This is a genomic window from Xanthomonas theicola, from assembly GCF_014236795.1.
Classification (GTDB): Bacteria; Pseudomonadota; Gammaproteobacteria; order Xanthomonadales; family Xanthomonadaceae; genus Xanthomonas_A; species Xanthomonas_A theicola.
This window is the reverse complement of the sequence record NZ_CP049017.1, coordinates 3,208,615-3,221,955: the sequence shown is the minus strand read 5'-3', so window position 1 is coordinate 3,221,955 and position 13,341 is coordinate 3,208,615. Positions and strand designations below refer to the sequence as shown.

The following is a 13,341-nucleotide window of genomic DNA, read 5'->3' as shown; positions in this document are numbered from 1 at the left end:
CCAATCCCCAAAAAGCCCGGCCGATGCCGGGCTTTCGCCGGGGTGCGCGGCAACGGCGCCCCCGACGTCCCCCCTATTTAGAGTAGCAGGCTGATTTGGAGTCCAATCCCTCAGACCAAGGAGATTGGACGTGAAGAAGCGATTTACCGAAGAACAGATCATTGGTTTCCTGCGTGAGGCCGAAGCGGGCGTGGCGATCAAGGACCTGTGCCGGCGCCATGGCTTCAGTGAGGCCTCCTACTATCTGTGGCGCAGCAAGTTCGGCGGGATGAGCGTGCCCGATGCCAAGCGGCTCAAGGACCTGGAGGCAGAGAACGCCCGGCTGAAGAAGTTGCTGGCCGAGCAGGTGTTCGAGAACGACCTGATCGAGGATGCGCTGCGAAAAAAAAGTGGTGAGCGCACCGGCGCGTCGTGCGCTGGTGCGCGAGTGGATCGGGCATGGCGCCAGCGAGCGTCACGCCTTGGCAGCGATCGGCATGAGCGCCAGTGCGTTGCGCTATCGCCCGCGCGAAGACCGCAACATCGATCTACGCGAACGCATCCTTGCGCTGGCGCATCGCCATCGCCGCTACGGCGGGGGGGATGATCTATCTCAAACTGCGACAGGAAGGACGGCTGGCGAACGACACACGTGTGGAGCGGTTGTATCGCGAGCAGCAGCTGCAGGTCCGACGCCGCAGACGCAAAAAGGTGCCAGTGGGCGAGCGTCAGCCGCTGTTGCGGCCATCGCAGGCCAACCAGGTGTGGTCGATGGACTTCGTGTTCGACCGCACTGCCGAAGGTCGGGTATTCAAGTGTTTGGTGATCGTGGACGACGCCACGCACGAAGCGATCGCCATCGACGTGGAGCGCGCGATCTCGGGACACGGCGTTGCGCGTGTGCTGGACTGGCTGGCGCACAGTCGCGGCTTGCCGCAAGTGATCCGCACCGACAACGGCAAGGCGTTCTGCGGCAAAGCCATGGTCGCCTGGGCGCATGCCCGTGGCGTGCAGTTACGGCTGATCCAACCCGTCAAACCGAACCAGAACGCCTACGTCGAATCGTTCAACGGCCGACTACGCGACGAATGTCTCAACGAGCACTGGTTCCCAACCCTGCTGCGTGCGCGCACTGAGATCGAACGCTGGCGACGCGGATAGAACGAGGACCGACCTAAGAAAGCGATCGGCGGCATGATGCCGTCCGCTTATGCCGAACATCTTGCCAACACCCATATCATGAGCACCGGACTCTAAACCCGACCGCTACTCAGGGCGGGGGGACGTCGCCATCGGCTATGTTCCGCCTGCAGAAGCCGAAGCAAACGACTACAAGCAACTCGCCAGTCAAGCCGCCTCGGGGGTGGCCTGACTTAACCCAATGGGACTTCGCAATACCCGGGGCCGTTCACACTGCTGGCGCAGGCCACGCTGCGGACGGGCCTGGGCCGCCGTTACCGGCGCCGCATGGCCTGCCCTCAGCCTGCCCTGGGTCCGGCGCGGCCATTCGGGACGGCAGGACGCGTGTCGGCGCACGCCAAGGGCAGGGAGACCGGGGCGGCGTTCGCGGCTTGGCCCGGCGCGCGTCATCTTTCCGTCATCGAATTACGGTAGAGCCGCGTCGGCGAAGGCGCTAGCCTGCGCGGCCATCCGTCCACCACCCGACCGCCATGTCGCCGTGCCTGCGTCCGCTGCTCGTCCTTTGCGCCAGCCTGTGCCTGGCCGCCTGCTCCTCCACCTCGCTCAGCGATCGCCTGGTCGCGCCGGGCGGCGTGTCGCCGCTGATGGACGAGGAGCGCATCCAGGGCCTGCTGGCGACGCTGCCCAACCACAGCGGGCACGTGCTCGTCCCGGGCGGCATCCCGATCTTCTGGCGCGCGATCGACCCGGGCGACTACCGCATGCGCTACCGCTACGAACACGCCGGCCGCGAGCGCGCCGACTTCGCGATGGACGTGGCCGCGCCGCAGCCGCACACCTTCCGCGCCCCGCGCGGCACCGTGGTGCTGCTGCACGGCTGGATGATGGACGGCGATTCGCTGCTGCCGTGGTCGCTGGACCTGGCCCAGGCCGGCTACCGCAGCATCAGCATCGACCTGCGCAACCACGGCCGCTCCGGCGGCGGCCCGGCCGGCTACGGCACCCGCGAGTCCGACGACGTGATCGCGGTGATCCGCGCGCTGCGCGCGCGCGGCGAGGTGCAAGGCCCGCTGTACCTGTTCGGCGTGTCCTACGGCGCCGCCACCGCGCTGTTTGCCGCGCAGAAACTGGGCGGCGACGTCGACGGCGTGGTGGCGATGGAATCCTTCGCCAACGCCGGCCGCGGCATCCGCGACATGATCCCGCACATGCTCGCCAGCCGCCCGCAGGGCTGGATGGCCAGCGCAGCGATGGACCTGGCGCGCTGGCGCTACGCCGGGCAGAACCTGGACGCGGTCATCGCCAACGCCAACCAGCGCCTGGCGCTGAACCTGGACCAGATCGACGTGACCGCCGCCGCGCGGGCCGCGCCTGCCTGCCTGCTGTTGCTGCACGGCAGCGCCGACCAGCACATCCCGGTCGCGCACGGCCGCCTGCTGGCGCTGGACGCACCGCGCGCGCACTACCTGGAGATGCCCGGCGAGAACCACTTGAGCCTGCCGATGCGGCTGGACCTGCTCGCGCCGACGGTGGAGGACTGGTTCGCCGAACTACCGGCGCCGCGCCGCGCCGGCCACTGCCCCTCGCCGCTGTCGCCGCGCGCGGATGCCGCGCGGCAGCTGACCGGCGTCCCGGCAGCGGCCACCGCGACCGGCAACCGCAGCTGAGACCGCGGCGGCGCCCCGGCGCCAAAGCACACATCGCACCAGGCCGCCGGCACGCCCTGTAGGAGTCAACCGTCATGCAGAAGCGAGCGTAGGAGGCGCATACGGCGCTCGATCGCGCACGATGGCATTGAGCCATCGCAGGTACTTGTGCATGCGTGCGCCTCAGCGCGCTTCACGCAGCCAGCGCGCCACCTGCGGCGCGAAGTACGTCAGCACGCCGTCGGCGCCGGCGCGCTTGAACGCCAACAGCGACTCCAGCACGCACTTGCGTTCGTCCAGCCAGCCGTTGGCGAAGGCGGCCTTGAGCATCGCGTACTCGCCGCTGACCTGGTAGGCGAAGGTCGGCACCCGGAATTCGTCCTTCACCCGCCGCACCACGTCCAGGTACGGCATGCCCGGCTTGACCATCACCATGTCCGCGCCCTCCTTCAGGTCCAGCGCGATCTCGCGCAGGGCTTCGTCGCCGTTGCCCGGGTCCATCTGGTAAGTGCTCTTGTCGGCCTTGCCGAGGTTGCCGGCGCTGCCCAACGCGTCGCGGAACGGGCCATAGAACGCCGAGGCGTACTTGGCCGAGTACGCCATGATGCGCACGTGCAGGTGGTCGTCGGCGTCCAGCGCGCGGCGGATCGCGCCGATGCGCCCGTCCATCATGTCCGAGGGCGAGACGATGTCCACGCCAGCCTGCGCATGCGACAGCGACTGCTTCACCAGCGCCTCGACGGTGACGTCGTTGAGCACGTAGCCGTGCGCGTCGATGATGCCGTCCTGGCCATGGGTGGTGTACGGATCCAGCGCCACGTCGGTCATCACCCCCAGTTCGGGGAAGCGCGCCTTCAGCGCGCGCACCGCGCGCTGCGCCAGGCCGTCCTCGTTCCAGGCCTCGGCCGCGTCCAGGCGCTTGCCGGACGGGTCGATCACCGGGAACAGGTCGATCGCCGGGATGCCCAGTTCCAGTGCGGTCTCGGCCTCCTTCAGCAGCGCGTCGAGCGACAGCCGCTCCACGCCCGGCATCGAGGCGATCGGCGCGCGGCCGGGCAGCTCATGCACGAATACCGGCCAGATCAGGTCGTCGGCGGTCAGGGTGTGTTCGCGCATCAACCGGCGCGAGAAATCGTCGCGGCGCATGCGCCTGGGGCGGTAATGGGGGTGGGCCACGTGCAGGCTCCTGCTGGGACGGATCGGGCGCCGCACAGGGCGGCAGCGGCAGCCGGGCGACCCGGACCGCGCCGCACGCACCGGCGCGAACGGGAGCGGCCGCCACGCGGCGGCCGTCAGCGCCGAATTTTACCCCTGCCGGCCGCCCCTGGACGCAGGCCGCTGCAACACAGCATGCCGCCGTGCCTGGCGACCACGCGCGGGCCAGCGCTCAGATCAGGCCGCCGCCCAGGCTCAGCCGGATCACCCCGACCACGATCACCAGGCCGTTGAGGATCAGCCCGGTCTTGGCGCGGCCGCGATTGGGCGCCGAGGTGAACAGCAGGCCGATCGCAGCGATGATCGCGCCGACCGCGGCGAACGGAATCACGAACCAGTTGCCCCAGCCCAGCAGCGGGATGAAGGCCAGGATCATCCACAGCAACGCCACCATGCCCCACAACAGACTGATCAAGCCCATGCCGCCGCCCTTCGCCGAATGCCAGTGCGCACCATAGCGCGCGGCCCTGCCGGCGCAAGCCAACTCTTGGCATGGGGCTCACGACGGGCGTGCCACGGTGGCGCGGCGATGGCGGGTGCGTCGCGGTTCACCGATCGCGCCTATCATCGCTTCGTATCCGATCCGCGGGGGGTAATGCCATGAACGTCCGACCGCTGTTGCCGCTGGCGCTGCTGCTCGCGCTGGCCGGCTGCGCCAGTTCCTCCAAGGTCATGGTCAGTGCGCCGCGTCCGCCGATCGATCCGGCCCTGGTGCAGATCTATGCGACCCCGCCGCCCGGCGCGGTCGACATCGCCCAGCTCGAATCGGCCAGCGCGGCCGGCTTCGGCACCCAGGGCCAGACCGACGCGGCGATGGCGCGGCTCAAGCGCGAGGCGGCCAAGCTCGGCGCCAACGGCGTGGTGCTGATGGGCGTGGCCTCGCAGCGCTCGGGCGGCGGCGTGTCGGTCGGCGCCGGCAGCTATGGCGGCCACGTCGGCGGCGGCCTGGGCGTCGGCATCCCGACCACGCAGAAGCGCGCCGCCGGCATGGCGATCTGGGTCCCGCCGGGGCCGCAGGCGCCGGCAGTGCCGCAACTCCGGCCGCCGGTGCCGTCGCAGGAACGCTGAGTCTTTTGGGGAAGTGCATCCGCTGTTGGAACACCGATCTCCCTGACAATCGGCCGACCAGGGGCGGATGCCGGCCGGCTGACCTGACGCCGGCCCAGCTCCAGGGTCGGGCCTCACCGCCCCTGGGTGGGCGCAACGCCCCAGGCACAGGCGACCGTCGCCCGAGGACCCTTGGTAAGCTATTGGCCGGGTTATAGTATTCTCCGACCCGCGGGCGTTGCAGGGACTTGCCAGGTTTGCGCGCAGACCCGCAAGGTAGTGACAGGTCGTTGGCCTGAGCGCACGGTGTAAACCGTCATTGACAGAAGGACTCGTTATGAAACGCTGGATATGGATACTGGTCGCCGCTGTTGGGCTGCAGACCACCGCGACTGCCTCGACGCCTCACCAGACGCTGGTCTGCCGCATGGACGATCCTTTCCTGTTCTGCTCGAAAGGCTGCGACCTACCCGACTACAACTGGAAACCGGTGGACCCTATTTCGGGTTCATGGGCGCCGGTTTCGCCGTACTGCCCCTATCCGACACCGGTGACGACAAATCACTGCGTGGGATGGACGCCGACAGCCATCGCGGCGCTCGCCCAATACAAAACCATCTGCCGGGGAGCATTGAAAGAAGGGAACTGGAAGGGCACAAAGCCGCCCGAGTTGGTCCCCTTCAAGCACTGAGTCGCCCCTGCCTGCGGGCGCGCGCGCATGAGGCGCGCACCCTCGGGCCATGCGGTGCATCGTCCCCGAGCGTCGGATATCAGAGCTGCTGGCTTCCAACGCTGTCGGCTATGAACTGGGTCTCCACCACGGTCTGCAACTGGTCCGGCGGCAACAACCCCTGGTCGAGCAGGAAGTTGTTGAACTTCAGCCGGTCGAACTTCGCGCCCAGCGCCAGTTCGGTGCGCATGCGCAGTTCCAGGATGCGGCTGTAGCCGTAGAAGTAGCTGCCGGCCTGGCCGGGCGCGCGCATCATGTAGCGGTCCAGTTCCTGCCGCGTCATCGCCGGCGACAGGCCGACGTCGTTCTCCAGCACCAGCCGCGCGCGCTCGCGGTCGGTCAGACCCAGGTTGAGCATCGGGTCGAGCATGGCGCGCGCGGCGCGCAGCAGGCGGAACTGCAGCGCGATCAGTTGCCCGTCCAGCGGCTCGTACGGCACCAGTTCGGCCTCGGCGTACAGCGCCCAGCCTTCGACATTGACCGAATTGAACGCGAATATGCTGCGCGCCAGCGAGACGCCGCGCTCGACCATCGCGGTGAACTGCAGTTCGTGGCCGGGCCGGCCCTCGTGCGCGCTCAGCGTCCACGCCGCCGAGCCGAAATTGAAGTCGTCGTAGTGCTCGCCCTTGCCGGCGGCGTCGGGATTGCCCAGCGGCAGCACGAAGGTGCCCTGCTCGCCGGTGTTGCCGAGCAGCGGCGCCGGGCGGAAATGCGGCGCCGGCTGCGCCGCGCTCTCGGCCGCCGAGCCCAGCCGCATCCGCATCGGCCGCTGTGGCACGTCGACGATGCGCTGCTGGCGGATGATCGGATCGATCTGCTCGATGACGCCGCGGTAGTGGCTCTCCAGCTTGTCGTTGGCGATGCTGTCGCGCTTGAGCGCGCGGATCACTGCGCGGTAGTCGCCGGGGTCGTCGACCTTCAGGCCCTTGGCCTTGGCCACCAGCGGCGCCAACTGCTGCATCGCCGCGCGGGTCTCCATGAATTCCAGCTGCGCGCGCTGCATCAGCAGTTGCGGCGCGATGTCGATGCCGACCTGCTTGAGCTGGAAGGCATACAGTTCCGGCGGCAGGCGCGCGTCCTCGCGCGCTTTCGGCAGCACCACCTTGCGCGTCCATGCGGCGTAGTCCTTGAACTGTCGGTCCATGGCCGCCAGCGCCGGCGCGGCACCGTCGATCCTGTAGGTCGCGAACAGTTCGCGAATGCCCTGGGCATAGGTGTCCACGTTGCTCAAGGCCTGCTCGACCTCGCGCCGGGTCGGCTGCAGCAGGGTGCCGTCGGCGAGTTTTTCCTCGTAGCGCTGGCGGGCCAACAGCAGCGACGAGACGCTGCCGGGCAGCAGCCCGACGTAGCGCTGCAGCCGGTCCAGCGCCTTGGCCCGGCGCGCCGCCGGTACCTGCTCGGACAGCAGGTTGTTGAGCCCGCCGAACACCATCTGCGGCCCATCGCGCCATGGCAGCAGCAGACGCTCGTTCAACGCGCTGCCTTCGATGGCCTGGTCGGCGGCATGGATCATGATCGCCAGGTCCTGGCGCACATTGGGGTCGCGCTCGACTTTCAGTGTCCCCTGCAGCGCGCGCCTGGCCGTGGCGATCGCGTCGCGATAGCGGCGGCCATTGTCCGCGCCGAGGTCGACGACCTTGTCGTCGTAGCCGGGCACGCCGAAGAAACTCACTTCTTCGGGCTGGAACGGCGCCTGCGCCTGCAACAGGATCTGCGCGAATTCGTTGCTGCGCGTCACCCATGCCGGGCTGGCGGCTTGGGCCTTCGCCGGAGCGGCCTGCGCCAGCACGGGCAGTGGTGCGGCCAGGACCAGCGCGATGGCAAGGACGAGTGGCTTCATCGGTGGATCTCCAGCGGGACGATGCGGCGACCGTACGCGGCGCGCGCAGTGCCGGCAACCTGCCGTAGGTCATGACCGCGCATGGGCGTGGCTAGCCGGCGGTACGGTCAGCCGACCTGCGGCCTGCGGCGACTGCACCGCCAGCCGCAGACCCGCGTGCACCTATTTGCGCGCTGTCGGCCTCGACCGCTTCGGCCGGATCCACCTCGGCCGAAGCCTCGTGGGCGGCATCCACGCTGGGATCGGATTCGGCATCTGTTTCGCCGGCGCCGTCCGGCTCGAACTCGGCACGGTCTAGGAGCGATCGCCTCGCCGGCATCGGGCAGCACCTGCAGCGTCGTGTAATGCCATTCGCCGGCATGGCGCTCGGCCTCGATGTACAAGGTGCCGTTGCCGCGCGCGCCGTGCAGCGACACGCTGAGGTTGGCGCTGCCGCTGCCGTTGCTGGTGGAGATGCTGCCGCTGGGCATGATCCCGTCCTCGACCGGCGCGCCGAGCGCGTCGATGACCCGCTGGTCGAGCTTGGCCGCCATCAGGCCGAGGCGGTACCGCTCGGACGACTTGGTGACGCGCGCGATGCCTACCACGAACACGGCGATCGAGGACGGCAAAAGGGCGCCGAGCAGCAATGCCGGCAGCGGCACCGCCTATTTCCAGTGGCGCGCCCACCAGCCCTTCCTGGCCGCCGGCGGCGCGGCGGCGGTGTCAGGCAAAGGCGGCCCAGGCAGCGATGGCGGGGCGGACATGCGGAACTGCGTTTCGGCGAGTGAGAGTGCGCGTGGCGATCAAGGCTTCAGGCAGCGCGCCAGGAACGCTTCGGTGGTGCGGTAGCGGTGCAGCGCGTTGCCGCCGGACAGGCCGTGCTTGCCGCCAGGGTAGGTCATCAGCTCGAACAGCTTGCCGCGCTTCTGCAACTCGCTCATCAGCGAGGTGGAGTTGGTGAACAGCACGTTGTCGTCGGCCATGCCGTGGATCAGCAGCAGCGGTGCGTTCAGGCCGTCCAGGTGCGCGGCGATGCGGCTGTCGCGGTAGCCGTCCGGATTGGCCGCGGGCAGGTTCATGTAGCGCTCGGTGTAGTGGCTGTCGTACAGCGCCCAATCGGTCACCGGTGCGCCGGCCACGCCGCAGGCATAGGTCTCGCTGTGCTTGGCCAGCAGCATCAGGGTCATGTAGCCGCCGTTGGACCAGCCGTACACGCCGATGCGCGCGGCGTCGGCCCATGGCTGAGTCTTGAGCCAGGCGACGCCGCGCAGTTGGTCGTCCACTTCCACCGTGCCCTGGTGCTGGTACAGCGCGCCGCCGAAGTCGCGGCCGCGGCGCGGCGTGCCGCGGTTGTCGAGCGAGAACACGACGTAGCCGTGCTGGGCCAGGTATTGGTCGAACAGCGCGTCGCCGCGCGCCGGCCAGGCGTCGAGCACGGTCTGCGCCGCCGGGCCGCCGTAGACGTAGACCACCACCGGATAGCGCTTGCCCGGGTCGAAGCCGGTGGGCTTGGTCAGCCGGTAGTGCAGCGGCGTCCTGCCGTCGGCCGCGGTCAGGCTGCCGAACTCGACCGGACGCTGCGCATCGCGGTACTTCGCATAGGGATGCTGCGGGTCGGCCAGGTCGTTGACCAGCAGCGTGGCGATCTTTTCGCCGTTGGCGCGGAACAGCTCGATCTGCGGCGGCGTGGCGGTGTTGGACCAGCTGTCGACGTAGACGCTGGCGTTCCTGGCGAAGCTGGCCGCATGCGTGCCGTTGGGCTTGGACAGCTGCTCGATCGCGCCGCCGGCAAGCGGCACCGCGTAGACCTGAGTCTGGGTCGGCGACGCCTTGTTCGCGGAGAAGTAGACCTTGCCGGCACCCTCGTCCACCGCCAGCAGTTCGTCCACGACCCAGTCGCCGTAGGTCAGCGGGACCAGCGTGCGACCGTCTTCCGAGGCCAGGTACAGGTGCTCGTAGCCGCTGCGCTCGGAGCCCCAGACGAAGCGCCCATCCTTGAGGAAATGAAGGTCGTTGTTGAGCGGCACCCAGGTCGTGCTGGTCTCGGTGACCAGCACGCGCTGCTTGCCGCTGGCCAGGGTCGCCTCGATCAGCTCGAGCCGTTTCTGGTCGCGCGACTGGCGCTGGAAGGTCAGCCGCTGCGCATCGCGCCAGTCCACCCGCGCCAGGTAGATGTCCGCGTTCTTGCCCAGTTCGATCCACTGCGGCTGCGCATCGGCGCGCGGCGCGATCACGCCCAGTTGCACCCTGACGTTGGGCTGCCCGGCCTGCGGATAGCGCTGGTCGATCACCTCGGTGTGGTCGGCATAGACCTCCGGGCGCTTCTGCACCGGCACGCCGGATTCGTCGATGCGCGCAAAGGCGATCGCCGAGTCGTCCGGCGCCCACCAGTAGCCGGTGTGGCGGTCCATCTCCTCGTCGGCGACGAACTCGGCCACGCCGTTGCCGAGGGTGTCGCTGCCGTCGCGGGTCAACTGGTGCTGCTGGCCGCCGGCCAGGTCGATCACCCACAGGTTGCGCGCGCGCACGAAACTGACGTAGCCGCCCTTCGGCGAGATCTTCGGATCGGTGACGAAACCCTCGCCATGGGTCAGCTTGCGCACCGCGGCGACGCCGGTCTTGCTCAGGTCGTACAGATACAGCTCGCCGCCGAGCGGGAACAGCAGCGCGTGCGCATCCGGCGCCCACTGGTAGTCGACGATGCCGGCGTAGGCGGAAATGCGCTGCCGTTCGCGCCGCGCCTTCTCTTCGTCGCTCAGTGTCTCAGTGCCGGGCAGCACCACCTTCGAGTCCACCAACAGCCGGGTCTGGCTGCTGGCGACGTCGTATTCCCACAGGTCCAACTGGTTGCGGTCGCTGTCCTTGCCGCGCAGGAAGGTCACCCGCGAACCGTCGGGGGCGACCTGCGGCTTCATCAAGGTGGGGCCGGACAACGGCTTGCTGCCGGTGATGGCCTCCAGGGTCAGTTTCTCGGCGTGAGCGGGTACAAGGGGGGGGGCGAGCATGAGGGCGAGAGCGGCGAACACAGAGCGCATGAAGGTTCCTGGCGGAGCACCGGGCGCAGCGATGATGCGCGTGCGCCCGGGGTTTGAGAAGCGGCGGCGGCTCAGCGCTGGCCGAACAGATGCTTGCGTTCTTCGTCGCTGAGCGGCTTGCCGGCGTTCGGGTTGACCTGTTCCTTCAGCGCGTAGGCGCGCTGCGTGGCCGAGCGCGCGCCGATCGCGTCGTGCCAGCGCTTGAGGTGCGGGAACGCGGTGTAGTCGGGCTTGAGCGCGTTGTAGACCTCGATCCACGGATAGCTGGCCATATCGGCGATGCCGTAGTCGGCGCCGGCCAGGTATTCGCTCTGCGCCAGGCGCTTGTCCAGCACCCCGTGCAGGCGCCGCGCCTCGTTGCTGTAGCGGTCGATCGCGTAGCCGATCTTCTCCGGCGCGTACACGGCGAAGTGGCCCATCTGCCCGCTCATCGGGCCGAGCCCGGCCATCTGCCAGAACAGCCACTCCAGCGCGGCGATGCGCCCGCGCGGATCGGCCGGCAGGAACCGCCCGGTCTTCTCGGCCAGGTACAGCAGGATGGCGCCGGACTCGAACACGCTCTGCGGCGCGCCGCCGTCGGCCGGCATATGGTCGACGATCGCCGGTATCTTGTTGTTCGGCGAGATCGCCAGGAACGGCGGCTCGAACTGCTCGCCGGCGCCGATGTTGACCGGCTTGAGCGTATAGTCCAGCCCGGTTTCCTCGAGCAGCAGGGTGACCTTGTGGCCGTTGGGCGTGGGCCAGTAGTATAGATCGATCATGGCGGCGATCCTGGTATAGAGGCGTCCAGTGTAGCGGCGTCGCCGCGCTTGGCAGCGGCGCGGCGGCCCGGTACGCTGCCCCCTCCCGCAACGCAGCATCCCGCCGCCACATCATGAGCCCTCCGCATCCGCCGCCCCGCCTGAACCCGCTGTCCAGCTTGATCTTCGCCTCGCGCTGGCTGCAACTGCCGCTGTACCTGGGCCTGATCGTCGCCCAGGGCGTCTACGTGTTCCTGTTCGGCAAGGAACTGTGGCACCTGATCCACGAGGCGCCGAGCCTGGGCGAGCAGCAGATCATGCTGATCGTGCTCGGCCTGATCGACGTGGTGATGATCTCCAACCTGCTGGTGATGGTGATCGTGGGCGGCTACGAGACCTTCGTCTCGCGGTTGGGCCTGGAGGGCCATCCGGACCAGCCGGAGTGGCTGAGCCACGTCAACGCCAGCGTGCTCAAGGTGAAGCTGGCGCTGTCGATCATCGGCATCTCCTCGATCCACCTGCTCAAGACCTTCATCGCGGTCGGCGCGCTCGAGGGCATGCCGATGTGCTCGCCGGAGCAGTTGGCCAGCGCCGCCACCGCCACCGTGGGCCTGAAGACCTGTGCGACGCTGACCGCGACCGGGGTGCTGTGGCAGACCACCATCCACGGCATCTTCATCCTGTCGGCGATCGGCATTGCCTGGACCGACCGGCTGATGGCCGCGCCGGCGAAGACCGCACACTGATCTGCGCGCGTGGCGCCGCGCCGTTCCGGCCGCAGGCGGACGGACGCCGAGCACGCGACGGGAGCGGATGCTAGATTGGTGGGCAGGGTGCGCTGCAGGGCTTCGGGGGGAGCCGCGCCGCCGCGCGTCGTTGATCGCCATCACCGGGGACTAGGGGAGAAGCATGTTGCAGCTCACGACATTCGCAAACGCGCGCCGGGTCGCGCCGGTGCTGCTGCTGGCCGCGCTGGCGGCATGTTCCAAACAGGACGACGCCACCCCCGCCGCCGCGTCCACGGCGGCGGCACCGGCCGCCGCGCCGGTCTCGGCCAAGGTGCAGTCGATGGGTACCGAGCAACTGCACGCATCGGCCAGCCAGGCCCTGCGCGAAAACCGTATGTATGCGCCCGCCGGCAACAACGCGGTCGAGTACTACCTGGCGCTGCGCGACAAGCAGCCGGACGATGCCGGGGTGAAGAGCGCGCTGACCGACCTGATGCCGTATACGCTGATCGCCGCCGAACAGAGCATCAATCGCGAGGATTTCCCGGAAGCGCAGCGGCTGGTCGCGCTGATCGAGAAGATGGACAACCGGGCGCCGGCATTGCCGCGGCTCAAGCAGGGCCTGAGCCAGGGCATGCAGGCCTTGGCGCAGCGCACCCAGGAGGAGACCAACAAGGTCAAGAGAGACGCCGAGCAGAAGGCCAAGCTGATGGCCGAGCAGCAGGCGCAGCAGCAGGCCAGCCAGGCGCAGGCCGCGCAGCAGATCGCCGCGCAGCAGGAAGCCGCGCGCCGCGAGACCGCACGCCAGGAAGCCGAGCGCCAGGCCGCCGCCGCGCGCAGCGCACCGGCACCGGTGCCGACACCGACACCGACACCGACACCGACACCGCAAGCTGCCGCAGCGTCGGCACCGGCCGCGGCCAGCACGCAGTCGCTGCGCCCGATCAGCACCCCGGCTCCGCGCTACCCGGCCGAAGCCCTGCGCTCGGGCACGGCGGGCGAAGTGCTGGTGGAGATCACCGTCGGCACCGACGGCTCGGTCACCAATGCCCGCGTGCTGCGTGCCACCCCGGCTCGCATCTTCGACCGCGAGGCGCTGAACGCGACCAAACGCTGGCGGTTCGAACCGGTCAGTGCACCGGTGACCACCCGGCGCACGCTGGCGTTCAATCCTGGCAGTTAGGCTTACCGTGTCACAAATGACCTACCCTACATACACTCCGCGTAGCAATGGGGTCGCCATGGCGATAAGCAGCAGC

At 68.9% G+C, this 13,341-nt stretch carries 11 protein-coding genes and 1 pseudogene; 6 read left to right on the top strand and 6 right to left on the bottom strand.

Annotated features, from left to right (window positions below):
* The first annotated feature begins 130 nt into the window (after positions 1–130).
* Positions 131–1,236, top strand: a pseudogene (locus G4Q83_RS15090) (IS3 family transposase).
* A 413-nt stretch (positions 1,237–1,649) separates the two neighbouring features.
* On the top strand, positions 1,650–2,786 hold the full coding sequence (locus tag G4Q83_RS15085) for an alpha/beta hydrolase family protein (protein ID WP_128419391.1): 1,137 nt from the start codon (positions 1,650–1,652) through the stop codon (positions 2,784–2,786).
* 162 nt (positions 2,787–2,948) lie between these two features.
* Here G4Q83_RS15085 and hemB read toward each other — a convergent pair whose 3' ends face one another.
* Together hemB and G4Q83_RS15075 are read right to left on the bottom strand one after the other, a co-directional pair.
* A complete protein-coding gene (gene hemB / locus G4Q83_RS15080) occupies positions 2,949–3,941 on the bottom strand; it encodes a porphobilinogen synthase (protein WP_128419390.1) in 993 nt (330 codons plus the stop codon).
* Positions 3,942–4,152: 211 nt separating this feature from the next.
* Positions 4,153–4,401: a hypothetical protein gene (locus G4Q83_RS15075; protein ID WP_128419389.1), complete on the bottom strand. Its 249-nt coding sequence runs from the start codon at positions 4,399–4,401 to the stop codon at positions 4,153–4,155.
* Positions 4,402–4,580: 179 nt separating this feature from the next.
* Here G4Q83_RS15075 and G4Q83_RS15070 point away from each other — a divergent pair, with 179 nt between their 5' ends.
* Both G4Q83_RS15070 and G4Q83_RS15065 read left to right on the top strand, forming a co-directional pair.
* Positions 4,581–5,048: a hypothetical protein gene (locus G4Q83_RS15070; protein ID WP_128419388.1), complete on the top strand. Its 468-nt coding sequence runs from the start codon at positions 4,581–4,583 to the stop codon at positions 5,046–5,048.
* Positions 5,049–5,364: 316 nt separating this feature from the next.
* On the top strand, positions 5,365–5,718 hold the full coding sequence (locus G4Q83_RS15065) for a hypothetical protein (protein ID WP_128419387.1): 354 nt from the start codon (positions 5,365–5,367) through the stop codon (positions 5,716–5,718).
* A gap of 79 nt (positions 5,719–5,797) precedes the next feature.
* On the opposite strand, the gene G4Q83_RS15060 is transcribed toward G4Q83_RS15065, so the two are convergent.
* The 4 genes from G4Q83_RS15060 to G4Q83_RS15045 form a co-directional block, all read right to left on the bottom strand.
* Positions 5,798–7,597, bottom strand: a complete 1,800-nt coding sequence (locus tag G4Q83_RS15060) for a DUF885 domain-containing protein (RefSeq protein ID WP_128419386.1) — start codon at positions 7,595–7,597, stop codon at positions 5,798–5,800.
* A gap of 107 nt (positions 7,598–7,704) precedes the next feature.
* A complete protein-coding gene (locus G4Q83_RS15055; protein WP_246432111.1) occupies positions 7,705–8,241 on the bottom strand; it encodes a cytochrome c oxidase assembly factor Coa1 family protein in 537 nt (178 codons plus the stop codon).
* A gap of 141 nt (positions 8,242–8,382) precedes the next feature.
* Positions 8,383–10,614, bottom strand: a complete 2,232-nt coding sequence (locus G4Q83_RS15050; RefSeq protein WP_128419385.1) for a S9 family peptidase — start codon at positions 10,612–10,614, stop codon at positions 8,383–8,385.
* A gap of 71 nt (positions 10,615–10,685) precedes the next feature.
* Positions 10,686–11,375, bottom strand: coding sequence for a glutathione binding-like protein (locus tag G4Q83_RS15045; RefSeq protein ID WP_128419384.1), 690 nt, complete (start codon positions 11,373–11,375; stop codon positions 10,686–10,688).
* Positions 11,376–11,488: 113 nt separating this feature from the next.
* Between G4Q83_RS15045 and G4Q83_RS15040 the strand changes: the two genes are divergently transcribed.
* The gene (locus G4Q83_RS15040) at positions 11,489–12,100 is read left to right on the top strand and encodes a TIGR00645 family protein (protein ID WP_128419383.1); all 612 of its coding nucleotides are present in this window, start codon (positions 11,489–11,491) and stop codon (positions 12,098–12,100) included.
* A 163-nt stretch (positions 12,101–12,263) separates the two neighbouring features.
* On the top strand, positions 12,264–13,265 hold the full coding sequence (locus G4Q83_RS15035; protein ID WP_128419382.1) for an energy transducer TonB: 1,002 nt from the start codon (positions 12,264–12,266) through the stop codon (positions 13,263–13,265).
* Positions 13,266–13,341: the final 76 nt, after the last annotated feature.

What these genes read in the sequence shown, in the direction of transcription:
- G4Q83_RS15085 (WP_128419391.1), top strand. Translation starts at nt 1,650, where the DNA reads ATGTCGCCGTGCCTGCGTCCGCTGCTCGTCCTTTGCGCCAGCCTGTGC.
- G4Q83_RS15045 (WP_128419384.1), bottom strand. Translation starts at nt 11,375, where the DNA reads ATGATCGATCTATACTACTGGCCCACGCCCAACGGCCACAAGGTCACC.
- G4Q83_RS15065 (WP_128419387.1), top strand. Translation starts at nt 5,365, where the DNA reads ATGAAACGCTGGATATGGATACTGGTCGCCGCTGTTGGGCTGCAGACC.
- G4Q83_RS15040 (WP_128419383.1), top strand. Translation starts at nt 11,489, where the DNA reads ATGAGCCCTCCGCATCCGCCGCCCCGCCTGAACCCGCTGTCCAGCTTG.
- G4Q83_RS15070 (WP_128419388.1), top strand. Translation starts at nt 4,581, where the DNA reads ATGAACGTCCGACCGCTGTTGCCGCTGGCGCTGCTGCTCGCGCTGGCC.
- G4Q83_RS15075 (WP_128419389.1), bottom strand. Translation starts at nt 4,401, where the DNA reads ATGGGCTTGATCAGTCTGTTGTGGGGCATGGTGGCGTTGCTGTGGATG.
- G4Q83_RS15060 (WP_128419386.1), bottom strand. Translation starts at nt 7,597, where the DNA reads ATGAAGCCACTCGTCCTTGCCATCGCGCTGGTCCTGGCCGCACCACTG.
- G4Q83_RS15035 (WP_128419382.1), top strand. Translation starts at nt 12,264, where the DNA reads ATGTTGCAGCTCACGACATTCGCAAACGCGCGCCGGGTCGCGCCGGTG.
- G4Q83_RS15050 (WP_128419385.1), bottom strand. Translation starts at nt 10,614, where the DNA reads ATGCGCTCTGTGTTCGCCGCTCTCGCCCTCATGCTCGCCCCCCCCCTT.